20 protein-coding genes are annotated in these 23,626 nt (G+C 58.7%); 15 read left to right on the top strand and 5 right to left on the bottom strand.

Annotation, left to right across the window (positions count from 1 at the left end):
- The first annotated feature begins 78 nt into the window (after positions 1–78).
- Positions 79–696: a bifunctional phosphoserine phosphatase/homoserine phosphotransferase ThrH gene (gene thrH / locus BK658_RS15390; RefSeq protein ID WP_123583009.1), complete on the top strand. Its 618-nt coding sequence runs from the start codon at positions 79–81 to the stop codon at positions 694–696.
- Positions 697–822: 126 nt separating this feature from the next.
- Here thrH and pabB read toward each other — a convergent pair whose 3' ends face one another.
- The 4 genes from pabB to rloA form a co-directional block, all read right to left on the bottom strand.
- A complete protein-coding gene (gene pabB / locus BK658_RS15385) occupies positions 823–2,166 on the bottom strand; it encodes an aminodeoxychorismate synthase component I (protein ID WP_123583008.1) in 1,344 nt (447 codons plus the stop codon).
- Between the two features lie 223 nt (positions 2,167–2,389).
- On the bottom strand, positions 2,390–3,376 hold the full coding sequence (locus BK658_RS15380) for an alpha-L-glutamate ligase-like protein (protein WP_123583007.1): 987 nt from the start codon (positions 3,374–3,376) through the stop codon (positions 2,390–2,392).
- The gene (gene rloB / locus BK658_RS15375; protein WP_123583006.1) at positions 3,376–4,908 is read right to left on the bottom strand and encodes an osmotic stress tolerance membrane protein RloB; all 1,533 of its coding nucleotides are present in this window, start codon (positions 4,906–4,908) and stop codon (positions 3,376–3,378) included. The genes BK658_RS15380 and rloB overlap by 1 nt, the downstream gene beginning before the upstream one ends.
- 5 nt (positions 4,909–4,913) lie before the next feature.
- Positions 4,914–5,450, bottom strand: a complete 537-nt coding sequence (gene rloA, locus BK658_RS15370) for a retropepsin-like aspartic peptidase RloA (protein ID WP_123583005.1) — start codon at positions 5,448–5,450, stop codon at positions 4,914–4,916.
- Between the two features lie 270 nt (positions 5,451–5,720).
- Between rloA and BK658_RS15365 the strand changes: the two genes are divergently transcribed.
- The 6 genes from BK658_RS15365 to prpD all read left to right on the top strand — a co-directional run bounded on the left by BK658_RS15365 (position 5,721) and on the right by prpD (position 14,334).
- A complete protein-coding gene (locus tag BK658_RS15365; protein WP_123583004.1) occupies positions 5,721–6,443 on the top strand; it encodes a GntR family transcriptional regulator in 723 nt (240 codons plus the stop codon).
- On the top strand, positions 6,440–7,333 hold the full coding sequence (gene prpB, locus BK658_RS15360; RefSeq protein WP_123583003.1) for a methylisocitrate lyase: 894 nt from the start codon (positions 6,440–6,442) through the stop codon (positions 7,331–7,333). Before BK658_RS15365 ends, prpB begins: the two co-directional genes overlap by 4 nt.
- Before the next feature lie 143 nt (positions 7,334–7,476).
- Entirely contained in the window at positions 7,477–8,604 is a 1,128-nt protein-coding gene (prpC, locus tag BK658_RS15350; RefSeq protein WP_123583001.1) for a bifunctional 2-methylcitrate synthase/citrate synthase, read from the top strand.
- 204 nt (positions 8,605–8,808) lie between these two features.
- Entirely contained in the window at positions 8,809–11,403 is a 2,595-nt protein-coding gene (acnD, locus tag BK658_RS15340; protein WP_123582999.1) for a Fe/S-dependent 2-methylisocitrate dehydratase AcnD, read from the top strand.
- 55 nt (positions 11,404–11,458) lie between these two features.
- Entirely contained in the window at positions 11,459–12,649 is a 1,191-nt protein-coding gene (prpF, locus tag BK658_RS15335; protein WP_123582998.1) for a 2-methylaconitate cis-trans isomerase PrpF, read from the top strand.
- Between the two features lie 200 nt (positions 12,650–12,849).
- Positions 12,850–14,334 carry a 2-methylcitrate dehydratase gene (gene prpD / locus BK658_RS15325; protein ID WP_123582997.1) on the top strand — a complete coding sequence of 495 codons (1,485 nt, stop codon included), beginning with the start codon at positions 12,850–12,852 and terminating at the stop codon, positions 14,332–14,334.
- Between the two features lie 142 nt (positions 14,335–14,476).
- On the opposite strand, the gene ppsR is transcribed toward prpD, so the two are convergent.
- A complete protein-coding gene (ppsR, locus tag BK658_RS15320) occupies positions 14,477–15,295 on the bottom strand; it encodes a posphoenolpyruvate synthetase regulatory kinase/phosphorylase PpsR (RefSeq protein WP_123425621.1) in 819 nt (272 codons plus the stop codon).
- A gap of 176 nt (positions 15,296–15,471) precedes the next feature.
- On the opposite strand from ppsR, the gene ppsA reads away from it, so the two are divergent.
- From ppsA to BK658_RS15280, 8 genes are all read left to right on the top strand, one after another.
- Positions 15,472–17,847, top strand: a complete 2,376-nt coding sequence (gene ppsA, locus BK658_RS15315) for a phosphoenolpyruvate synthase (RefSeq protein WP_123582996.1) — start codon at positions 15,472–15,474, stop codon at positions 17,845–17,847.
- Between the two features lie 102 nt (positions 17,848–17,949).
- On the top strand, positions 17,950–18,939 hold the full coding sequence (locus BK658_RS15310; RefSeq protein WP_054593255.1) for an alpha/beta fold hydrolase: 990 nt from the start codon (positions 17,950–17,952) through the stop codon (positions 18,937–18,939).
- A gap of 187 nt (positions 18,940–19,126) precedes the next feature.
- Complete coding sequence (rraA, locus tag BK658_RS15305) at positions 19,127–19,618, top strand: ribonuclease E activity regulator RraA (protein WP_123582995.1); 492 nt, start codon at positions 19,127–19,129, stop codon at positions 19,616–19,618.
- 26 nt (positions 19,619–19,644) lie between these two features.
- On the top strand, positions 19,645–20,640 hold the full coding sequence (locus tag BK658_RS15300) for a zinc transporter ZntB (protein ID WP_123582994.1): 996 nt from the start codon (positions 19,645–19,647) through the stop codon (positions 20,638–20,640).
- Between the two features lie 63 nt (positions 20,641–20,703).
- Positions 20,704–20,949, top strand: a complete 246-nt coding sequence (locus tag BK658_RS15295) for a hypothetical protein (RefSeq protein ID WP_054593251.1) — start codon at positions 20,704–20,706, stop codon at positions 20,947–20,949.
- Positions 20,950–20,951: 2 nt separating this feature from the next.
- Positions 20,952–21,776, top strand: a complete 825-nt coding sequence (locus BK658_RS15290) for a mechanosensitive ion channel family protein (RefSeq protein ID WP_053260260.1) — start codon at positions 20,952–20,954, stop codon at positions 21,774–21,776.
- Between the two features lie 90 nt (positions 21,777–21,866).
- On the top strand, positions 21,867–22,457 hold the full coding sequence (gene sigX, locus BK658_RS15285) for an RNA polymerase sigma factor SigX (protein WP_075949123.1): 591 nt from the start codon (positions 21,867–21,869) through the stop codon (positions 22,455–22,457).
- 107 nt (positions 22,458–22,564) lie between these two features.
- Entirely contained in the window at positions 22,565–23,542 is a 978-nt protein-coding gene (locus BK658_RS15280; RefSeq protein WP_123582993.1) for an OmpA family protein, read from the top strand.
- Positions 23,543–23,626: the final 84 nt, after the last annotated feature.

The raw sequence follows: 23,626 nt of genomic DNA, 5'->3' as shown, positions 1-23,626 counted from the left end.
TCGCTCGGTACGACTCGCTAGAGTTCGGCAGTCCTTTTGCTCGCTCAACTCAATAATCAGTACAAATGGGAGTGTCTTGTGGAAATTGCCTGTCTCGATCTGGAAGGTGTGTTGGTCCCGGAGATATGGATCGCCTTTGCCGAAAAAACCGGGATTGAATCCCTCAAGGCAACCACCCGGGATATCCCCGATTACGACGTGCTGATGCAGCAGCGCTTGCGCATCCTCGACGAGCACGACTTGAAGCTGTCCGACATTCAGGAGGTGATCGCCACCCTGAAGCCGCTGGACGGTGCCATAGAGTTCGTCAACTGGCTGCGCGAGCGTTTCCAGGTGGTGATTCTTTCCGACACATTCTACGAATTTTCCCAACCGCTGATGCGTCACCTGGGCTTCCCGACCTTGCTCTGCCATCGTCTGATTACGGATGACGCGGGTCGAGTGACGGGTTATCAACTGCGTCAGAAAGATCCCAAGCGTCAGTCGGTACTGTCCTTCAAGAGCCTCTACTATCGGGTGATCGCCGCCGGTGATTCGTACAACGACACCAGCATGCTGGGCGAGGCGGACGCCGGGATCCTGTTCCACGCGCCAGACAACGTGATCCGCGAATTCCCGCAGTTCCCGGCGGTGCACAGCTTTGCCGAGCTGAAGCAGGAATTCCTCAAGGCCTCGAACCGCGAGTTGAGCCTGTAAACACCTGAAGATCGTTCCCACGCTCTGCGTGGGAATGCCTCAATGGACGCTCTGCGTCCGCTTCTGAATGTGACGCGGAGCGTCACGGGCTGCATTCCCACGCGGGAGCGTGGGAACGATCATCTGCTAGAGGTTTTGCAGGGTTTCGAGCAACACCTTCACTTTGGTAATCGATTCCTGATACTCGGCCTGCCAGTCCGAATCGGCGACGATCCCGCCACCGCCCCAGCAGCAGACCTGACCATCCTTGACCAGCAAGCTGCGGATGGCGATCGAGCTGTCCATTTCCCCGCGTACGTCCAGGTACAGCAGCGAACCGCAGTACAAGCCGCGGCGGGTTGGTTCCAGCTCGTCGATGATTTGCATGGCGCGGATTTTCGGCGCGCCAGTGATCGAGCCACCGGGGAAACTGCCGGCGATCAGGTCCAGGGCGTCTTTGTTGTCAGCCAATTCGCCGGTGACGCTACTCACCAGGTGATGCACGTTGGGGTAGCTTTCCAGGCTGAACAACTCGGGTACGCGCACCGAGCCGATGCGGCAGGTGCGGCCCAGATCGTTACGCAACAGGTCGACGATCATCAGATTTTCCGCACGATCCTTGGGGCTGGCCAACAGTTCGGCGGCGTTGGCCGCGTCTTCGGTGGCGTTCTGCCCACGCGGACGGGTGCCTTTGATTGGGCGGGTTTCCACGTGGCCTTTGCTGACTTTGACGAAACGCTCTGGTGACAGGCTCAGCACCGCGCCGCCGTCGGGCAAGCTCTGGAAACCAGAGAACGGTGTTGGGCAAGCTGCCCGCAGCGCGCAATACGCGGCCCACGGATCGCCCTGACACTGTGCGCGAAAGCGCTGTGCGAAGTTGACCTGATAGCAGTCGCCGGCCTGGATGTACTGCTGAATACGCACGAACGCCTGCTGATAGTCGCTGGCGCTGAGGTCGGGATTCATGGCGCCGTTCAGGGTGAACGGCGCGGCAGCCGCAGTCGCTGGCTGGCTAAAGAGTTCGATCAGACGTTGGCGCTCGGATTCGATCAGGTTGGGATGGAACACCAACTGACTGCTGCCGATCAGGTGATCGCTGATCAATGCCCAGTCATACAGGCCGAAGCGCGCATCGGGCAGTTGCAGGTCATCGAGAGCCTGGGAGGGCAGGGCCTCCAGGTGGCGGCCGAAATCGTAACTGAGGTAGCCGATCAAGCCGCCCGCGAACGGTAATTCGTAGGGAGCCGGGATCGCTGCATCGCCGAGCCGGGCCAGCGTGGCGCGCAGGCGTTGCAGGAATGCGCCGCCACTTTCGTCAGGCGATACCGCCAGTGTTGCCAGAGGCCAGGCGCTGAGCACGTCATAGCGTCCGCGCTCGGCACTCGGTCGGCCACTGTCGAGCAGCACGCTGCCCGGGGCATGACGAATCGCCGCGAAATACTCGGCGGGGTTGGCGCGATAGGGAAGCGGGTATACGGAGCAGGTCAACATGAGCGGGGCAGATCAGCCATCGAGGCGGGGTGGCGATTGTAGTCCTCTGCGGGATTTGCTCCTAGAGGGGATGTTGGTGATTGGCAGGTTGGAGGCAGGGCTGAAGGCTTTGGTGAATATCAGGCCGCCATCGCGAGCAGGCTCGCTCCCACAGGGGTTTGTGAACACCGAAAATCCACTGTGGGAGCGAGCCTGCTCGCGATGAGCTCGCCTCGGTCTCGAATCAGCCGTCAACCGAGGGAACGCGCCCAAACATCTCCTGAACAAACTCGACCCGTTCTTGCGGCGTTTCGGTAATCCCTCTGGCCTTCAGCTCTTCCAGACGAGCCTCGACGGCATGAGTGCGCGAGGTCAACCCACAGTCATTGGCAATCTGAATATTCAGCCCGGGCCGCGCGTTGAGTTCGAGAATCAGCGGACCTTTTTCCTGGTCCAGCACCATGTCGACACCAATGTAGCCCAGGCCACACAGCTCATAACAGCTGGCGGCGAGTTTCATGAAACCGTCCCAGTAGGGCAGTTGCACGCCATCTACCGCGTTGGTGGTGTCCGGGTGTTTGAGGATGAATTTGTTCAGCCAGGTACCGCGCAAGGTCATGCCGGTGGCCAGGTCGACACCGACGCCGATAGCGCCCTGGTGCAGGTTGGCCTTGCCGCTGGATTGCCGGGTGGGCAAGCGCAGCATGGCCATCACCGGGTAACCCATCAGCACGATGATGCGGATGTCCGGCACGCCTTCATAACTGATGCTTTTGAAGATTTGATCGGGAATCACCCGGTATTCGATCAGTGCACGGTCGCGGTGACCGCCCAGGGAATACAGGCCGGTCAGGATGCTGGAGATCTGGTGCTCGATTTCTTCATGGCTGATGATCCTTCCGGAAACCGTGCGGTACTGGCCTTCGAAGCGGTCGGCGATCACCAGGATGCCGTCACCGCCGGCACCCTGTGCCGGTTTGATCACAAAGTCGCTGTGGTTGCCGATGATCTCGCCAAGTTTTTCGATTTCTTTCTCGGTGGAGATCACACCGTACATCTCCGGCACGTGAATGCCGGCCTTGATTGCGCGTTCCTTGGTGATGATCTTGTCATCGACAATCGGGTACAGGCTGCGCTTGTTGTACTTGAGTACGTAGTCAGCGTTGCGCCGATTGATACCCATGATGCCCCGGGCGTGCAGGGCCTTCCAGGTCTTCCAGAAACCGAACATTACGAATCGGCCTTGACGAAGGCTTTGAAGCGCATCAGCTCGGTCAGGCGATAGCCGCGGTAGCGACCCATGGCCAGCATGAAACCTACCAGGATCAACAGGATCGCCGGGAAGGTGAACACAAAATAAATCAGTTCCGGAATGCTCATGATCAGGTGTCCCAGAGAGGCGGCGAACAGCGTGCCGATCGCGACTTTCAACGCATGGCCGGCGCCGCGTTCTTCCCAGGTGATCGACAGGCGTTCGATGGTCATGGTCAGGATCACCATCGGGAACAGCGCCACCGATAGCCCGCGCTCCAGGCCCAGTTTATGGCTGAACAGGCTGATGGCGGCAATCAACACCACGACGAAGGTCAGCACTACCGACAATCTCGGGAGCATTTGCAGCTTAAGGTGCTCAAGGTAGGAGCGCAGCGACAGCCCCAGTGCCGTGATCACTGTAAACAGTGCTATCCCGAAGCCCAACCCGGTTTCGCGGAAGGCCAGGGCAATCAGCACCGGGGTAAAGGTGCCGAGGGTCTGCAAGCCGATCAGATTGCGCAGGATCAGGATAACCAGTACGCCGATCGGGATCATCACCATGATCATGAAGGTTTGCTGGGTTTGCAGCGGCAAGCCGTACAGCGAGTAATCAAGGAAGCTGGCGTCGGTGTTTTCGTCGGTCAGCTTGGCCAGGCGAATGGCGTTCATTTCGCTGTTGTTCAGGCTGAAGGTGACGTTGGCTTTCTTGCCGCCTTCGACGGTGATCAGGTTGTCATCGCCGGTCCACCATAGCAGGCGATCGGTGGGCAGGCCTTGCTCGCCGGTTTCCGGGTTGAAGTACAGCCAGTCAGTGCCGTTGAAGCTACGCAGCCAGAGCTCCGGGGTTTGTGGTTGATCGGCGACCAGGCGGATGGTGTGGACCTTTTCCATCGGTACGTGGGCAATGGACAGCAGCAGCTCGACGATTTTCGCTTTGTGCGCCGGTGACGGGTCACCGGCCAGCAGCAGTTTTGCGTTGTCGTCATTGGCGTTGTTCACGCGTTTGATCGCTTCGCCGATGAAGGTCTCGACGTCTGCCGAGTGCTGGCGAATCGGGGCGAGCAGGGCATCGGCGGCGACTTTCTCCGGGCCTTCGACGGCGATGCTATCGCGGAAGGTCGGGCCTTTGACTTTGGATTTTTCACCGGTGTAGCGCTTGGTCAGTACCAGGCGGTAGTAAAGCGTCTGGTTGCCCTTGGCCCGACGTGCCGACCAGGTGACCTTGCGGTTGCCGTCGACGCGGTTGACCGCAACGCCATAGTTGTTGGAGATAAAGCTTTCATTGAGGCTGACGTAGTCGCGGCTCAGCGGTGGCACGAACATCTGGATCTTGACCGGGTCCTTGGCACTGGCGACGAACTCGACCTTGGCGTCGATGTTCCACAAGTCGTCGGTGGCGTCTTCGGTTACCGGAATGCCCAACACGAAAATCTGATAGGCCGTAACTGAAATGCCCAGCACCACCAATATGGCGATCAGGATTTTCAGGTGGAGGGTAAGGGAGCGCATGGGCATTACTCTGCGGTATGAGCGTCGGTGGCGCAGGCGGGTTTGCCAGCAGCGTATTTGAGACTGGGGTCGACCAGCGCATCAAAGCGTTTCAAGGCTTCGGAACCGATCAAGAGCGGGTATTGGAATGCACTTCGGTCGGTCAGGTTCACTTCTATGCTGCGAAGCGCCGTGCCCATGCAGATATCCAGCTCGATCACCGGGCGAGCGGTGTACTGCTTGCCTTCCTCGGGATCGAAGTCGCCAGCGCGGCGTTTGATTTTGCTGACGCGTGCCAACGGGCGCTCAATCGGGTGCGAGTGGGCGGTGTCGATGGCCAGATAAAAGCGCACCCACGATTCGCCATTGCGTTTGAAGCGCTTGATGTCGCGGGCACTGAGGGAAGCGGTTTTGGCCCCGGTGTCGAGTTTGGCTGCGACTTCCAGGTTAATCCCGGCCAGCTGAGCGTACTCGTTGAGACCATACACGGTCTTTTCGCCCGCGATAGCGAGTCCAGACAGGCAGAGTAGACAGATCAACAGGGTGAAGGGCTTGAGTCTCATAGATCCTGGCGCGGTGCCGTCCGTTCTTCAGTTCAAGGCGACTGGCATTGCTGCACAAGCTCCTTCTCGTGCCTGCCATAAAAAGATGACAGACAAATGCGGGCGGCATTCTAGCACGGTGGTTTTATGGCGCCAGCCGCGGGTCTGTCCTTTACTTAGGTTTTACTTATGGCGTTTATTAGACGATTGTCGACAATAGTTCTTTTCCCTTTGACTGGTTGCGCGATATTGGTTAGTTTTTGGCGCATTGGCTTATGAGGTGTCGACAATATGCTGGATCAACTCGATCCCCCGGTGATGGCGTCAGACGATTCGGAAACCCTTTCCGAAAACGTCTTCCGGCGCATTCAGGCGGCCATCGTCAAAGGCGAGATCGCCCCGGGCAGCAAGATATCCGAGCCCGAACTGGCGCGCACTTACGGCATCAGCCGTGGGCCGTTGCGTGAGGCGATCCATCGTCTCGAAGGTCAGCGCCTGCTGGTCCGCGTCCCGCACGTAGGGGCCAGGGTGGTGTCGCTGAGTCATGCCGAACTGCTTGAACTCTACGAAATTCGCGAGTCCCTGGAAGGCATGGCCTGTCGTCTGGCCGCCGAGCGCATGACTACCGAAGAAATCGATGAGTTGCGTCGGGTGCTGGAAACCCACGAGCGCGATGCGGCGTTTCAGGCCGGTGTCGGCTATTACCAGCAGGAAGGCGATTTCGACTTCCACTACCGAATCATTCAAGGCAGCGGCAACCGCACACTGACGCAAATGCTCTGCGGCGAGCTGTATCAACTGGTGCGCATGTACCGCATCCAGTTTTCCGCCACGCCCAATCGGCCGCGCCAGGCGTTTGCCGAGCACCACCGGATTCTCGATGCCATCGCCGACCGTGACGGTGAATTGGCCGAGTTGTTGATGCGTCGTCACATCGGCGCTTCAAAACGCAATATCGCCCGTCACTATCAGGACGGTGCCCATCAGACAGCCACTCCACGAGGTGAGTCATGAGTTCGAACAAGAGCACACCAGGCCAGCGTTTCCGCGATGCGGTTGCCAGCGAGCATCCTTTGCAAGTGGTCGGCACGATCAACGCCAACCATGCGCTGCTGGCCAAGCGCGCCGGTTTCAAGGCTATTTATCTGTCTGGTGGCGGGGTCGCTGCCGGCTCTCTCGGTGTGCCGGACCTGGGGATTACCGGGCTCGATGACGTGTTGACCGACGTACGCCGGATCACCGACGTCTGCGACCTGCCGCTGTTGGTGGACGTGGACACCGGTTTTGGTTCCTCGGCATTCAACGTCGCGCGCACCGTGAAGTCGATGATCAAGTTCGGCGCGGCAGCGATTCACATCGAAGATCAGGTCGGCGCCAAGCGCTGCGGTCACCGCCCGAATAAAGAGATCGTTTCCCAGCAGGAAATGGTCGACCGGATCAAGGCGGCAGTCGATGCGCGCACCGATGACAGCTTCGTGATCATGGCTCGCACCGACGCCCTGGCGGTGGAAGGTCTGGAGTCGGCACTGGATCGCGCCGCGGCGTGCATCGAAGCCGGCGCCGACATGGTGTTCCCGGAAGCCATCACCGAGCTTGAGATGTACAAGCTGTTCGCCAGCCGCGTCAAAGCGCCGATCCTGGCCAACATCACCGAGTTCGGCGCCACGCCGCTGTACACCACCGAGCAACTGAAAGCTGCCGATGTGTCGCTGGTGCTGTACCCGCTTTCGGCCTTTCGCGCGATGAACAAAGCGGCGGAAAACGTCTATACCGCGATCCGTCGCGACGGTACGCAACAGAACGTTATCGACACCATGCAGACCCGCATGGAGCTTTACGATCGCATCGATTACCACACCTTCGAGCAGAAGCTCGATGCGTTGTTTGCCCAGAAGAAGAACTGAATCAAACCCTGTGGGAGCGAGCCTGCTCGCGATGGACGTTAACGATAACGCGGTGTTCCTGATGCACCGAGGTGAGCCATCCACCATCGCGAGCAGGCTCGCTCCCACAAGTTTCCCTAACAAATTCAAGATTGGAGACAGCAATGGCCGAAGCAAAAGTATTGAGTGGCGCCGGGCTGCGTGGCCAGGTGGCCGGGCAAACCGCATTGTCCACCGTGGGCCAAGAAGGCGCAGGCCTGACCTATCGCGGCTATGACGTTCGCGAACTGGCGGCCCAGGCGCATTTCGAAGAAGTGGCGTACATGCTGCTGTACGGCGAACTGCCGAACAAGGCGCAACTGGCCGCCTACATCAACAAACTGAGCAAGCTGCGTGACCTGCCGCAAGCCCTGAAGGAAGTGCTCGAACGCATCCCGGCCGACGCGCATCCGATGGACGTGATGCGCACTGGTTGCTCGTTCCTCGGCAACCTTGAACCGGAGCATGACTTCTCCGAGCAACACGACAAAACCGACCGGCTGCTGGCCGCGTTCCCGGCGATCATGTGCTACTGGTATCGCTTCAGCCATGACGGTAAACGCATCAACTGCGTGACCGATGAAGAGTCGATTGGCGGGCACTTCCTGCACCTGTTGCACGACAAGAAGCCGAGCGAGTTGCACGTCAAGGTGATGAACGTTTCGCTGATCCTTTATGCGGAACACGAGTTCAACGCGTCGACCTTCACCGCCCGCGTTTGCGCATCGACCTTGTCCGACCTGTTCTCCTGCGTTACCGCAGCCATTGGTTCCCTGCGCGGCCCGCTGCATGGCGGCGCCAACGAAGCGGCGATGGAAATGATCGAGCGCTTCGCGTCGCCGCAAGAGGCGATCAAAGGCACTCTTGCGATGCTCGAGCGCAAAGACAAGATCATGGGCTTCGGTCACGCGATCTACAAAGACAACGATCCGCGCAATGAAGTGATCAAGGGCTGGTCGAAAAAACTCTCTGACGAAGTCGGCGACACCGTGTTGTTCCCGGTTTCCGAAGCCATCGACAAGACCATGTGGGAGCAGAAGAAACTGTTTCCCAATGCGGACTTCTACCATGCCTCGGCGTACCACTTCATGGGCATTCCGACCAAGCTGTTCACGCCGATTTTCGTGTGCTCACGCCTGACCGGCTGGGCGGCGCATGTGTTCGAACAACGTGCCAACAACCGCATCATCCGCCCGAGCGCCGAATACGTCGGCGTCGAACAGCGCAAGTTCGTGCCAATCGAACAACGCTGAATGGTGGAGGCCTGACCGCCGATTTTTGGAGCGACGGAGAACCCTGTGGGAGCGAGCCTGCTCGCGATGACGGACTGACATTCGACATTGATGTTGCCAGTTGCATCGCTATCGCGAGCAGGCTCGCTCCCACAGTGGTTGGGTACTACTTCAAATCCGGTGCCAGGCCCCACTTTTTGTAACTACCGTGACCGAGTCCTGACGATGAACACAGATTTCCGCAAATCGCTGCCCGGCAACCATCTGGATTACTTCGACACCCGCGCGGCAGTCGAGGCCATTCAGCCCGGCGCCTATGACACCCTGCCGTACACCTCCCGCGTACTGGCAGAAAACCTGGTGCGCCGCTGCGACCCGGCCACGCTCACCGAATCCCTGAAACAGTTCATCGAGCGCAAACGCGACCTCGATTTCCCGTGGTTCCCGGCCCGCGTGGTGTGCCACGACATTCTTGGCCAGACCGCACTGGTCGACCTCGCTGGCCTGCGTGATGCCATTGCCCTGCAAGGTGGCGATCCTGCACAAGTGAACCCGGTGGTACCGACGCAATTGATCGTCGACCACTCCCTGGCCGTCGAGCGCGGTGGCTTTGATCCGGAAGCGTTCGAAAAGAACCGCGCCATCGAAGACCGTCGCAACGAAGACCGTTTCCACTTCATCAACTGGACCAAGAAGGCCTTCAAGAACGTCGACGTGATTCCGCCAGGCAACGGCATCATGCACCAGATCAACCTGGAGAAAATGTCGCCGGTGATCCAGGTGCGTGACGGCGTGGCCTTCCCGGATACCTGCGTCGGCACCGACAGCCACACCCCGCACGTCGATGCCCTGGGCGTGATTGCCATCGGTGTCGGTGGTCTGGAAGCGGAAAGCGTGATGCTCGGCCGCGCCTCCTGGATGCGTCTGCCGGAAAGCGTCGGCGTCGAACTGACCGGCAAGCTGCAACCGGGCATCACCGCCACCGACATGGTGCTGGCGCTGACCGAATTCCTGCGTCAGCAAAAAGTCGTTGGGGCCTGGCTGGAATTTTTCGGCGAAGGCGCCTCCGCGCTGACCCTCGGCGACCGTGCAACCATTTCCAACATGGCCCCGGAATACGGCGCCACCGCAGCGATGTTCTACATCGACCAGCAGACCATCGACTACCTGAAACTCACCGGTCGCGAAGACGAGCAGGTGCAGTTGGTCGAAAATTACGCCAAGACCACAGGCCTGTGGGCCGATAGCCTGAAGGGCGCGCAATACGAGCGCGGCTTGACCTTCGACCTGTCTTCGGTGGTGCGCAACATGGCGGGGCCGAGCAATCCTCACGCCCGTGTCGCTACTTCTGACCTCGCGGCTCAAGGCATCTCCGGCCAGTGGGACGATGTGCCCGGCCAAATGCCGGACGGCGCGGTGATCATTGCTGCCATCACCAGCTGCACCAACACCAGCAACCCGCGCAACGTCATCGCCGCCGGCCTGTTGGCGCGTAATGCTAACAAGTTGGGGCTGACCCGCAAGCCGTGGGTCAAATCGTCCCTCGCGCCGGGTTCGAAAACCGTGGCGTTGTACCTCGATGAAGCCGGCCTGACCACCGAGCTGGAGCAACTCGGTTTCGGCGTGGTGGCATTTGCTTGCACCACCTGCAACGGCATGTCCGGTGCGCTGGACCCGGTGATCCAGCAAGAGATCATCGACCGCGATCTGTACGCCACCGCCGTGTTGTCGGGTAACCGCAACTTCGACGGGCGGATTCACCCGTACGCCAAGCAGGCTTTCCTTGCTTCGCCGCCGTTGGTGGTGGCGTATGCGATTGCCGGGACCATCCGTTTCGACATCGAAAAAGACGTGTTGGGCCTGACGTCTGACGGCAAGGAAATTCGCCTCAAGGACATCTGGCCAAGCGACGAAGAGATCGACGCGGTGGTCAAGGCATCGGTCAAGCCGGAGCAGTTCCGTCAGGTCTACATTCCGATGTTTGCCATCCAGGAAGACACCGGCCCGAAAGTCAAACCGCTGTACGACTGGCGCGAGATGAGCACCTACATCCGTCGTCCGCCGTACTGGGAAGGCGCCCTGGCCGGGGCGCGTCCGCTCAAGGGTATGCGCCCGTTGGCGGTGCTGCCGGACAACATCACCACCGATCACCTGTCGCCATCCAACGCCATCATGCTCGACAGTGCCGCTGGCGAATACCTGGCGAAAATGGGCTTGCCGGAAGAGGACTTCAACTCCTACGCGACGCATCGCGGTGACCACTTGACCGCGCAACGCGCGACCTTCGCCAACCCGAAACTGTTCAACGAAATGGTTCAGGAAAATGGCAAGGTCAAGCAGGGTTCGCTGGCGCGTGTCGAGCCGGAAGGCCAGGTCATGCGCATGTGGGAAGCCATCGAAACCTACATGGAACGCAAGCAGCCGCTGATCATCATCGCCGGAGCCGACTACGGTCAGGGTTCGTCCCGCGATTGGGCTGCCAAAGGTGTGCGTCTGGCCGGAGTCGAAGCCATCGCTGCCGAAGGTTTCGAACGCATCCACCGCACCAATCTGGTGGGCATGGGCGTGTTGCCGCTGGAGTTCAAGCCGGGCACCGACCGCAAGACGCTGGGCATCGACGGCACTGAAACTTTCGATGTGATCGGCGAGCGCACGCCGCGGGCCACGCTGACCCTGGTCATCACCCGCAAGAACGGTGAGCAGGTGTCGGTGCCGGTTACTTGCCGTCTCGATACTGCTGAAGAAGTCTCGATCTACGAAGCCGGCGGCGTGTTGCAGCGTTTCGCCCAGGACTTCCTTGAATCGGCTGTTGCTGTCTAACGCGACTTGCCGGGGCAGGGTGGTGACGTCCTGCTCCGGCGCATGAAGGAATAATATGGCCCACGTACCTCAGATCAAGATCCCTGCCACCTATATGCGGGGCGGCACCAGCAAAGGCGTGTTCTTCAGCCTGCAAGACCTGCCTGAATCGGCACAGGTGCCGGGCCCGTCCCGCGACGCGCTGTTGTTGCGAGTGATCGGCAGCCCTGACCCGTATGAAAAGCAAATCGACGGCATGGGCGGGGCGACCTCCAGCACCAGCAAAACGGTGATCGTGTCCAAGAGTATCAAGGCCGATCACGATGTTGATTACCTGTTTGGTCAGGTCTCCATTGACAAGCCTTTTGTCGACTGGAGCGGCAACTGCGGCAACCTCTCGGCGGCGGTCGGTTCGTTCGCTATCAGCAGCGGTCTGGTCGAGGCCAGTCGCATTCCGCGTAACGGTGTGGCGGTGGTGCGCATCTGGCAGGCCAATATCGGCAAGACCATCATCGCCCATGTGCCGATCACTGACGGCGCGGTGCAGGAAACCGGTGATTTCGAACTCGATGGCGTAACCTTTCCGGCCGCTGAAGTGCAGCTTGAATTCATGAACCCAGCGGCCGAGGAAGAGGGTGCAGGCGGCTCGATGTTCCCGACCGGCAACCTGGTCGATGACCTGGAAGTGCCCGGTGTCGGCACGCTCAAGGTGACCATGATCAACGCCGGTATTCCGACCATCTTCGTTAACGCCGAAGCCATCGGCTACACCGGCACCGAGTTGCAGGGCGATATCAACGGCGATCTGAAAGCGCTGGCGATGTTCGAGACCATTCGTGCGCATGGGGCGCTGCGCATGGGACTGATCCAGAATCTTGACGACGCCGCCAAGCGTCAGCACACCCCCAAGGTGGCGTTTGTCGCACGGCCTGCCGATTACCTCGCTTCCAGTGGCAAGCCGGTGGCAGCAGGCGATGTCGACCTGCTGGTCCGTGCACTGTCCATGGGCAAGTTGCACCACGCGATGATGGGCACGGCTGCCGTAGCGATTGGCACCGCGGCAGCGATTGATGGCACGCTGGTCAACCTCGCCGCGGGTGGTATTCCACGCAACGCGGTGCGCTTCGGCCATCCGTCAGGCACCTTGCGCGTTGGCGCCGAGGCCAATCTGGTCGATGGCGAATGGACCGTGACCAAAGCCATCATGAGCCGCAGTGCGCGGGTGTTGATGGAAGGCTGGGTGCGCGTCCCGGGTGACTCTTTCTGATCCCGACACCGAGCCCATGTGGGAGCGAGCCTGCTCGCGATAGCGTTGTGTCAGGCGACATCAATGTTGACTGTGCTGGCTCTATCGCGAGCAGGCTCGCTCCCACATTTGATCGCATTCCTACAATAAGAAAGATTAGCCCCCGAGATTGATCCTGAACCGAGGTCCCATTTACGAACCACTACCAGAGTGAATCGAACATGAGCGCCAACGTCGACCTGAACATTCGTCCCGACTACGACAAGGTCCTGCAGGGCATTGCCGATTACGTTCTCAATTTCAAGATCGAGTCCAAAGAGGCGTTGGACACCGCCCGCAATTGCCTGATGGACACCCTTGGTTGCGGCCTGCTGGCCCTGCGCTTTCCTGAATGCACCAAACACCTGGGCCCTATCGTTGAAGGCACGCTCGTGCCTTTTGGCGCACGTGTTCCCGGCACCCGTTTTCGTCTCGATCCAGTGAAAGCGGCGTGGGACATCGGCTGCATCGTCCGCTGGCTCGACTACAACGACACCTGGCTGGCTGCCGAGTGGGGCCATCCGTCGGACAACCTCGGCGGAATACTCGCGGTTGCCGATCACCTGTCGCAGAAGTGCGTGGCAAACGGCGATGCACCGCTGACCATGCGAGCGGTGCTGGACGTAATGATCATGGCTCATGAGATTCAGGGCGTGATTGCCCTGGAGAATTCCTTCAACCGGGTCGGCCTGGACCATGTGCTGCTGGTCAAAGTCGCCTCGACGGCGGTGACCGCGAAACTGATGGGCGCCAATCGCGAGCAACTGCTGGCGGCGCTGTCCCACGCGTTTGTCGACGGTCAGGCGCTGCGAACTTACCGTCATGCGCCGAACGCCGGTTCACGCAAGTCCTGGGCGGCGGGCGACGCCTCCAGTCGTGGCGTGCGGTTGGCTGACATCGCCATGCGTGGCGAGATGGGCATTCCGGGCGTATTAACGGCGCCGCAATGGGGGTTCTACGACGTGCTGTTCAGCCATACGAACAAGGATCTGGCGCTCAAGCCCGCAGATAAGCGTACATTCAGCCTCTCGCAGAAATACGGCACTTACGTGATGGAAAACGTGCTGTTCAAGATCAGTTTCCCGGCCGAGTTTCACGCGCAAACCGCTTGCGAAGCGGCGGTGACCCTGCACCCACAGGTGAGCAATCGTCTGGATGAAATCGACAAGATCGTTATCACCACTCACGAGTCCGCGATTCGTATCATTTCCAAGGTCGGCCAACTGGCCAATGCCGCGGATCGCGACCACTGCATCCAGTACATGACCGCCGTGCCGCTGGCCTTTGGCACTTTGGTGGCTGAACAGTACGAAGATGAGTTTCACGCGGCGCACCCGATCATCGACGAGTTGCGCGAGAAGATGGTCATTGTCGAAGACCCGCGCTACACCCGCGAGTATCTGGAGGCCGACAAGCGCTCTATCGCCAACGCCCTGCAAGTGTTCTTCAAGGACGGCTCAAGCACCGAACAAGTGGTGGTCGAATACCCTATCGGCCACCGGCGGCGTCGCGCCGAGGGTATCCCGTTGCTGGAAGACAAGTTCAAGGCCAATCTGGCAACCCGATTCACCGCGCAACGGTCGGCGCAGATCTTTGCCTTGTGCAAGGATCAGGCGAAACTTGAGGTCACGCCGGTTAACCGTTTTGTCGATTTGTGGGTGATCTAGCCAGACCGTGTAATCGTTCATCGCGAGCAGGCTCGCTCCCACATTGTCGTACACAAGTAACGTGTTCACTGAAGATCAACTGTGGGAGCAGCCGGGCGGCGTTCCGTCTGCTCGCGATGGCGGTAGACCTGGCAACAAGGAACTACTTGAAGCGCCGCTCGACGCCTTTTTCCACCAGGATCTTCGCCGAAATCTCTTCCACGGAAAAATGCGTGGAGTTGATGTGCGCGATGTTCTCGCGGCGGAACAGGTTTTCGACTTCACGCACTTCGAACTCGCACTGGGCGTAGCTCGAGTAGCGGCTATTGGGCTTGCGTTCGTTGCGGATCGCGGTGAGGCGGTCCGGATCGATGGTCAGGCCAAACAGCTTGTGCTTGTGGGCACGCAATGCCGTTGGCAGTTGCAGGCGCTCCATGTCGTCTTCGGTCAGCGGGTAGTTGGCCGCGCGAATACCGAATTGCATCGCCATGTACAGGCAGGTCGGGGTTTTGCCGCAGCGCGACACGCCGACCAGGATCAGGTCGGCCTTGTCGTAATAGTGGGTGCGGGCGCCATCGTCGTTGTCGAGGGCGAAGTTCACTGCCTCGATACGCTCCATGTAATTGGAGTTGTGGCCAATGGAGTGGGACTTGCCGACCGAATACGACGAGTGTTCGCTCAACTCCTGCTCGAGCGGCGCGAGGAAGGTCGAGAAAATGTCGATCATGAAACCATTGGAGGTCGCGAGGATCTCACGAATATCCTGGTTGACGATCGTGTCGAAGATGATCGGACGAAATCCGTCCTTTTCGGCGGCCATATTGATTTGTTGTACCATGGCCCGCGCTTTGTCCACGTTGTCGATGTACGGTCGTATGACTTTGCTGAAGGTAATGTTTTCGAACTGCGCCAACAGGCTTTGACCCAGGGTTTCGGCTGTAATGCCCGTGCCATCGGAGATAAAGAAAGCAGATCGTTTCATTTGCGCCTTGGGCCTTAAGCTGGTGACGATTCTTGGATATGATAGGCGCGGTTTGTCGGCCTGGATTGGCCCGCATTCTCACTTATTTTCCAGGTCCAGGCCATATTGCTGGCAAATGCTCCTGATGAGCTGCCGGCGCCCTGAGCTTTTCCAACACAGTTAGTGGAGAGATCACCTTGGTAGAGTACGTAGTTTCCCTCGATAAGCTCGGCGTCCATGATGTAGAGCATGTGGGGGGCAAGAACGCATCCCTGGGCGAGATGATCAGTAATCTTGCAGGTGCCGGTGTATCGGTCCCGGGTGGCTTCGCCACGACGGCTCAGGCTTATCGTGATTTTCTCGAATTAAGTGGTTTGAACGACCAGATCCACGCAGCCCTCGACGCGCTGGACGTCGACGACGTGAACGCCCTGGCGAAAACCGGTGCGCAAATCCGTCAATGGATCATGGAAGCCGAGTTCCCGGAGAAGCTCAACGCCGAAATCCGTACCGCGTTCGCCACGCTGTCGGCCGGTAACCCGGACATGGCTGTGGCCGTGCGCTCCTCGGCAACGGCCGAAGACTTGCCGGACGCTTCCTTCGCCGGTCAGCAGGAAACCTTCCTGAACATCCGCGGCGTCGAAAACGTCATTCGCGCTGCCAAGGAAGTGTTTGCTTCGCTGTTCAACGACCGTGCCATTTCCTACCGCGTGCACCAGGGCTTCGACCATAAACTGGTTGCCCTGTCGGCTGGCGTGCAGCGCATGGTCCGTTCGGAAACCGGCACTGCCGGCGTGATGTTCACACTCGATACCGAATCCGGCTTCCGTGACGTGGTGTTTATCACCGGTGCCTACGGCCTGGGCGAAACCGTCGTACAGGGCGCGGTGAACCCGGATGAGTTCTACGTCCACAAAGGCACGCTGGCAGCCGGTCGCCCAGCGATCCTGCGCCGCAACCTGGGCAGCAAAGCCATCAAGATGATCTACGGCGACGAAGCCAAGGCCGGTCGTTCGGTCAAGACTGTGGATGTCGACAAGGCCGAGCGCGCACGTTTCTGCCTGACCGATGCTGAAGTCAGCGAACTGGCCAAGCAGGCGATGATCATCGAGAAGCACTACAAGTGCCCGATGGACATCGAGTGGGCCAAAGACGGCGACGACGGCAAGCTGTACATCGTTCAGGCTCGCCCTGAAACCGTGAAAAGCCGTACCCACGCCAACGTCATGGAACGTTACCTGCTGAAAGAAACCGGCACCGTGCTGGTGGAAGGTCGCGCCATCGGCCAGCGCATCGGCGCCGGTAAAGTCCGCATCATCAAAGACGTTTCCGAGATGGACAAAGTCCAGCCGGGCGACGTTCTGGTTTCCGACATGACCGACCCGGACTGGGAACCGGTCATGAAGCGCGCCAGCGCCATCGTCACCAACCGTGGCGGCCGTACCTGCCACGCGGCGATTATTGCGCGTGAGCTGGGGATCCCGGCCGTCGTGGGTTGCGGTAATGCCACCGAGCTGTTGAAAGACGGCCAGGGCGTGACCGTTTCCTGCGCTGAAGGCGACACCGGCTTCATCTTCGAAGGCGAGCTGGGCTTCGACATCAAGAAAAACTCCGTCGACGCCATGCCGGAACTGCCGTTCAAAATCATGATGAACGTCGGTAACCCGGATCGCGCCTTCGATTTCGCGCAGTTGCCGAACGCCGGTGTGGGCCTGGCCCGTCTGGAGTTCATCATCAACCGCATGATCGGCGTGCACCCTAAAGCACTGCTGAACTACGACGGCCTGCCGTCGGAAATCAAGGAAAGCGTCGACAAGCGCATTGCCGGTTACAACGATCCGGTCGGCTTCTACGTCGAGAAACTGGTCGAGGGCATCAGCACCCTGGCCGCTGCGTTCTGGCCGAAAAAGGTCATCGTGCGTCTGTCGGACTTCAAGTCCAACGAGTACGCCAACCTGATCGGTGGCAAGCTCTACGAACCGGAAGAAGAAAACCCGATGCTGGGCTTCCGTGGCGCTTCGCGTTACATCAGCGAGTCGTTCCGTGACTGCTTCGAGCTCGAATGCCGCGCGCTGAAACGCGTGCGCAACGAGATGGGCCTGACCAACGTCGAAATCATGGTGCCGTTCGTCCGTACCCTGGGCGAAGCCAGCCAGGTTGTGGAGCTGTTGGCCGAGAACGGCCTGGCGCGTGGCGAAAACGGTCTGCGCGTCATCATGATGTGCGAACTGCCGTCCAACGCGATCCTTGCTGAAGAGTTCCTCGAGTTCTTCGACGGTTTCTCCATCGGTTCCAACGACCTGACCCAGCTGACCCTGGGCCTGGACCGTGACTCCGGGATCATCGCGCATCTGTTCGACGAGCGTAATCCTGCGGTCAAGAAGCTGCTGTCCAACGCGATTCAGGCCTGCAACAAGGCTGGCAAATACATTGGTATTTGCGGCCAAGGCCCTTCCGACCACCCAGACCTGGCCAAGTGGCTGATGGAACAGGGTATCGAAAGCGTTTCGTTGAACCCCGATTCCGTACTGGAAACCTGGTTCTTCCTGGCTGAAGGTCAGGCTGCGGTCTGATCCGTGAATGAAGTCCCGGTCAGGCTTGCCGCTGACCGGGGCTTTAAGATTCGAGTAGGGCGGCATCCAGATGGAGCCCGCCCTTTTTTGTGCAAGAGCATTATGCAAAGCAGCAGCAACCTATTTCCTGTCGCCTTGATCAGCGCCGAGCGTCGCGGCGATCTGAGCGAGGACGTCTATCGTTTGAAACCCGGCAACAGCCCGGACGGCACCGTCGAACTGGCGGTTACCCGCCTGGGTATGGCCGATGAGCCCGCCGTGCGTGGCGTTCCGGTGATTTTGCTTCATGGCAGCTTTTCCAACCGGCGTTTCTGGTTTTCCCCCAAAGGCCTTGGTCTGGGCGCCTATCTGGCGCGCGCCGGCTTTGATGTGTGGATACCGGAAATGCGCGGTCACGGCTTGTCCCAGCGCAACCAGAACTATCGAAAGAACCGCGTTGCCGACTATGCCCGTTACGATCTGCCGGCGATTGCTGCGTTCGTTCGTGAGCAAAGCGCTCAGGTTCCGCACTGGATTGGTCATTCACTGGGCGGCATCACTCTGGCGGCAGCGCTGGGTGGTCAGTACCTGGGTGAGCCTGCCGTGGCCTCTGCGGCATTTTTTGGTACGCAGGTCAGTCGCACCTATTGGCCGCTGAAAATTCCCCCGGTGGAGTGGAGCGGGCGGTTCATCCTGAAGCGTTTCGCACAAATTTCGGGCTCTCGCCTCAAGCGTGGTCCGGAGGACGAGCCGATAGGCCTGGCGCTGGAGGGCATGCGCTGGTACGGCTTGTTCGGGCGCTTTGGTGATGCCGAGAAAGACTGGTGGGCCGGGCTGGCCGAGGTTCAGGTGCCGGTCTTGGGCGTCAGCGCGACCAGCGATCATCAGGACCCGGATTGGGCGTGTCGCAAGCTGTTCGATCAGATCGGTTCCGAGCACAAGCAGTTCATCTGCCTAGGGCGCGAGCAGGGTTTTTCGGACAATTTCGGGCATGTTGAAATGCTTGTCAGCAAAGCTGCTCAGGCCGAAGTATGGCCGTTGGTGCAGCGCTGGCTGACAGATCCGCAGGCGCCGTTGTTGGCTGACAAGCCGAGTTTGGCGACAGCCGTTTGAGTACGGATGCTCTGACAAGAGCGTTTCGCTCCGATCAGCGAACGGCTAACATATGACGCATTGAACTGTTCTGGTCACAAACGGTTGTTGAGTCGACCTTATGTTCGTACCTCTTCCCGTTCAGTACCGTAACCCCTGCGATTTTCGACAGCCCAAGATCTGTTCTTTCTCTTACAGGAGTTTCTCGATGAACCATTACCTTACTCCCGACCTGTGTGATGCCTACCCGGAACTGGTGCAGGTGATTGAGCCGATGTTCAGCAATTTTGGTGGCCGTGACTCCTTTGGCGGCGAAATCGTTACCATCAAGTGCTTCGAAGACAACTCGCTGGTCAAGGAGCAGGTCGAGCACAAAGGGAATGGCAAGGTGCTGGTGGTCGATGGCGGTGGTTCGCTGCGCCGCGCATTGCTGGGCGACATGATCGCCGAGAAAGCCGTGAAAAACGGGTGGGAAGGCCTGGTCATCTATGGCTGCATCCGTGATGTCGACGTTATCGCGCAAACCGACCTGGGCGTGCAGGCGCTGGCCAGTCACCCGATGAAAACCGACAGGCGTGGCGTCGGTGAGCTGAACATTGCGGTAACCTTCGCCGGCGTGACTTTCCGTCCGGGTGAATACATCTACGCGGACAATAACGGCGTGATCGTCTCGCCAAGTCCGTTGAAAATGCCAGAATAAACAGCTGATTCAAGCCAGGGGTGAGGATGTTCGAGGAAGAAAACGCGCAGTGGGGGCTGGTGCATGCCCTGGTGCTGGATGGTAAAGGTGGTGCGCGTTGGCTTGCCCGGACTGAACTGGATGACCTGCAACTGCAACCCCATGAAAGCCTTTGGCTGCACTGGGACCGTAGTCACCCGCAAACTCAGACCTGGTTGCGTAAATCCAGCGGTCTGAGTGAGTTCAGCTGTGACCTGCTACTCGAAGAGAACACCCGGCCGCGCCTGTTGGCGCTGCCGGACTCCGAGTTGTTGCTGTTTTTGCGCGGAATCAACCTCAACCCGGGTGCCGAGCCTGAAGACATGGTGTCGGTGCGGATCTTCGCCTCAGCTCAGCGGGTCATTTCCCTGCGTTTACGCCCGTTGCGCGCCACCGATGAGTTGCTGGTGCAACTGACTGAGGGCAAGGGGCCGAAAACCACCTCCGAACTGGTCCTTTATATGGCTCAGTACCTCACCCATAAAGTGCAGGATCTGGTCAGCGATCTCTCCGAAATCGTTGATGATGAAGAAGAAAAGCTGGATTCCGACGAACGGTATACTCCGGAGCATGGCGCCATTTTGCAGATCCGCCGGCGAGCGGCAGGACTGAAGCGCTTCCTTGCACCGCAGCGGGATATCTTCGGTCAGCTGACGCGGATAAAACTGCCATGGTTTGTCGACGATGACAGCGACTACTGGAATGAATTGAACAACAGCCTGACGCGTTATCTGGAAGAGCTGGAATTGACCCGAGAGCGCGTGGGGCTGGTGCTTGAGACCGAAGACCGACGTTTGAGCGTGCGCATGAATCGCATCATGTACCGCTTCGGGATCATCACCGGGATCTTTTTGCCGATGAGTTTTCTGACCGGTTTGCTCGGCATAAACGTCGGTGGAATTCCTTTTTCCGGGAACCCTTATGGCTTCGTGATTGCCTGCCTGATGATGGTGACAGTGGCGGTGGGGCAATGGTGGTTGTTCCGGCGTTTGCGCTGGGTATGAGGGAGAGCCATGTGACCCGAAGAATTTTGATCGCGTCTTTCACAGATATCACGAGAGGTGCGTATGCACGATCCGTTTGAACAGTCCTTGCGCGACATGCTCAAGGCATCACCGTCCACCCGTGACGACGATGCCTGTCTGGGGCGTGTGCTGAAAACCGCCAACCGCCAGGTTGGTGCCGGTGATCTGTTCAGCCTGCTGGGCCGCTGGCTGCCCGCGCTGATGATCGCCCTGAATAACGGATCGGCCCATGTCATGCCGGTTTCCCGTCATAAACCTGCTGCCCGCACTGCTGATAAGGCTGATTGAATATGGAACTTGATCTCTGGACTCAGAGCCTCGTCACGGCAATGACCGCGTTGTGGACCAAGGTAGCGAACTTCATTCCGAACCTGTTTGGCGCACTGGTAGTGCTTCTGCTGGGGTTTGTCGTGGCCAAGCTGCTCGACACCCTGCTGTCGAAATTGCTCGCAAAACTGGGCCTGGACCGCTTGATGGGCGGTACCGGCTTGACCAAGCTGCTGTCCCGCGCAGGGCTGCAGGTGCCGATCTCTACCTTGATCGGCAAGATCGTTTATTGGTTCGTTTTGCTTATTTTTCTGGTTTCTGCTGCAGAATCCCTTGGCTTGGAGCGAGTTTCGGCTACGCTCGACATGCTGGCACTGTATTTACCGAAAGTATTTGGTGCCGCGCTGGTGTTGCTGGTGGGCGTGTTGCTCGCACAATTGGCCAACGGGCTGGTGCGCGGCGCTGCAGAAGGCGTAGGCCTGGATTACGCATCGGGCCTTGGGCGTATCGCTCAAGGCCTGGTGATCATCATCAGTATTTCGGTCGCGATCAGTCAGCTTGAGGTCAAAACAGACCTGCTGAACCATGTGATCGTGATTGTCTTGATTACCGTTGGTCTGGCAGTTGCCTTGGCCATGGGGTTGGGAAGCCGGGATATCGCCGGTCAGATTCTTGCTGGAATCTATGTGCGTGAGTTGTATCAGGTTGGGCAACAAGTGCGTGTTGGTGAGGTCGAAGGTCAGATCGAAGAGATCGGCACGGTTAAAACTACATTGCTGACCGATGAGGGTGAGCTAGTCTCACTTTCCAATCGGATCCTCCTGGAACAGCATGTTAGTAGCCGCTAACCCGGCAAACCCTGCTAATGTATGCCGCCGCAAAATGCCCGATACGATGGGCTGCGGCGGACATTGACCTGACTGTCGGCCCGACTTGTTTTGAATAAAGCCCAATCGCTATCCATGCGCTACGACCCCCGCGAGCTCTCTGATGAGGAGTTGGTCGCGCGCTCGCACACGGAGCTGTTTCACGTGACGCGCGCCTACGAAGAGCTGATGCGGCGTTATCAGAGAACATTATTTAACGTTTGTGCACGGTATCTTGGGAACGATCGTGATGCAGATGATGTCTGTCAGGAAGTGATGTTGAAGGTGTTGTACGGCCTGAAGAACTTCGAGGGCAAATCGAAGTTCAAAACGTGGCTCTACAGCATCACGTACAACGAATGCATCACACAGTATCGGAAGGAACGGCGTAAGCGTCGCTTGATGGACGCTTTGAGTCTGGACCCCCTTGAGGAAGCGTCTGAAGAGAAGGCGCCGAAACCTGAGGAAAAGGGTGGACTTGATCGCTGGTTGGTGTATGTGAACCCGATTGATCGAGAAATTCTGGTGCTACGATTTGTCGCAGAGCTGGAGTTTCAGGAGATCGCGGACATCATGCACATGGGTTTGAGTGCAACGAAAATGCGGTACAAACGCGCTCTTGACAAATTGCGTGAGAAATTTGCAGGCATCGCTGAAACTTAGTTCAGCGCAAATACTTCTTACGTGTAGGCAAGTTCTGATAGACTTGCCGCCGAGTTGTCCCCCGGTTTGCGGGACTGCTTTACAATCACCAGATGGGGATTTAACGGATGAAACTGAAAAACACCTTGGGCTTTGCCATTGGTTCTCTTATTGCCGCTACTTCGTTCGGCGCTCTGGCACAAGGCCAAGGCGCGGTCGAAGGTGAGCTGTTCTACGGCAAGACTTTCAACCACAGTATTGACTCTTACGAGAACGGCCGCACTGGTCCTGGCTACTCGATCGGTTACTTCTTGACCGACGACGTTTCTGTGAATGCCACCTACCGTTCGGATGACTACACTCGTTCTGACTCCGACACTGGTAGCCAGAAAATCCGTGGCGATCACTTTGGTCTGAAGTCCCAGTACCACTTTGGTACTGTTGGCGATGCCATCCGTCCTTACGTTGAAGGCGGTGTTCAACACGGCAGCATGACCAACGTCGCTGCTGACGGCCACACTGGTCGTGACAAGTCCACCTACCTGACCACTGGTGCTGGCGCCAAGTGGTACATGACCGACAACCTGTACGCTCGTGCTGGCGTTGAAGCCGACTACAAGCTGGACAGCGGTCGTTGGGACTACCAGGCTCTGATCGGCCTGGGCGTTAACTTCGGCGGCACTGGCGGCAAAGTTGCTCCAGCTCCAGTAGCTGCAGCACCGGCTCCAGAGCCAGCTCCAGAAGCACCAGTTGCTGAAGTTGTTCGCGTTCAACTGGACGTGAAATTCGACTTCAACAAGGCTGTTGTTAAGCCAAACAGCTACGGCGACGTGAAGAACCTGGCTGACTTCATGAAGCAGTACCCGAACACCACCACCGTTGTTGAAGGTCACACCGACAACGTCGGTCCTGACGCTTACAACCAGAAACTGTCCCAGCGTCGTGCTGACGCTGTGAAACAAGTTCTGGTCAAGGATGGTGTTGAAGCTAACCGCGTTCACTCGGTTGGTTATGGCAAGTCCCGCCCAATTGCTGACAACAGCACTGACGCTGGCCGCGCTGCAAACCGTCGCGTAGAAGCGCAGGTTGAAGCTACCGCTAAGTAATTAGCCTGGTAGTTCGGAAAAGCCCGGCTTAGGCCGGGCTTTTCTTTGTCTGCGATTTAGCTTTTTGAAAGATCGCCCGAACGC

The organism is Pseudomonas brassicacearum (assembly GCF_003732175.1).
GTDB classification, from domain to species: Bacteria; Pseudomonadota; Gammaproteobacteria; order Pseudomonadales; family Pseudomonadaceae; genus Aquipseudomonas; species Aquipseudomonas brassicacearum_G.
The sequence above is the reverse complement of the archived record's forward strand: the minus strand, read 5'-3'. Positions and strand labels throughout refer to the sequence as shown.

Excerpts from the sequence above, each read along its gene's own strand:
- pabB (WP_123583008.1), bottom strand. The coding sequence starts at position 2,166 with ATGTTGACCTGCTCCGTATACCCGCTTCCCTATCGCGCCAACCCCGCC.
- BK658_RS15380 (WP_123583007.1), bottom strand. The coding sequence starts at position 3,376 with ATGTTCGGTTTCTGGAAGACCTGGAAGGCCCTGCACGCCCGGGGCATC.
- rloB (WP_123583006.1), bottom strand. The coding sequence starts at position 4,908 with ATGCGCTCCCTTACCCTCCACCTGAAAATCCTGATCGCCATATTGGTG.
- rloA (WP_123583005.1), bottom strand. The coding sequence starts at position 5,450 with ATGAGACTCAAGCCCTTCACCCTGTTGATCTGTCTACTCTGCCTGTCT.
- BK658_RS15365 (WP_123583004.1), top strand. The coding sequence starts at position 5,721 with ATGCTGGATCAACTCGATCCCCCGGTGATGGCGTCAGACGATTCGGAA.
- prpB (WP_123583003.1), top strand. The coding sequence starts at position 6,440 with ATGAGTTCGAACAAGAGCACACCAGGCCAGCGTTTCCGCGATGCGGTT.
- prpC (WP_123583001.1), top strand. The coding sequence starts at position 7,477 with ATGGCCGAAGCAAAAGTATTGAGTGGCGCCGGGCTGCGTGGCCAGGTG.
- acnD (WP_123582999.1), top strand. The coding sequence starts at position 8,809 with ATGAACACAGATTTCCGCAAATCGCTGCCCGGCAACCATCTGGATTAC.
- prpF (WP_123582998.1), top strand. The coding sequence starts at position 11,459 with ATGGCCCACGTACCTCAGATCAAGATCCCTGCCACCTATATGCGGGGC.
- prpD (WP_123582997.1), top strand. The coding sequence starts at position 12,850 with ATGAGCGCCAACGTCGACCTGAACATTCGTCCCGACTACGACAAGGTC.
- ppsR (WP_123425621.1), bottom strand. The coding sequence starts at position 15,295 with ATGAAACGATCTGCTTTCTTTATCTCCGATGGCACGGGCATTACAGCC.
- BK658_RS15310 (WP_054593255.1), top strand. The coding sequence starts at position 17,950 with ATGCAAAGCAGCAGCAACCTATTTCCTGTCGCCTTGATCAGCGCCGAG.
- rraA (WP_123582995.1), top strand. The coding sequence starts at position 19,127 with ATGAACCATTACCTTACTCCCGACCTGTGTGATGCCTACCCGGAACTG.
- BK658_RS15300 (WP_123582994.1), top strand. The coding sequence starts at position 19,645 with ATGTTCGAGGAAGAAAACGCGCAGTGGGGGCTGGTGCATGCCCTGGTG.
- BK658_RS15295 (WP_054593251.1), top strand. The coding sequence starts at position 20,704 with ATGCACGATCCGTTTGAACAGTCCTTGCGCGACATGCTCAAGGCATCA.
- BK658_RS15290 (WP_053260260.1), top strand. The coding sequence starts at position 20,952 with ATGGAACTTGATCTCTGGACTCAGAGCCTCGTCACGGCAATGACCGCG.
- BK658_RS15280 (WP_123582993.1), top strand. The coding sequence starts at position 22,565 with ATGAAACTGAAAAACACCTTGGGCTTTGCCATTGGTTCTCTTATTGCC.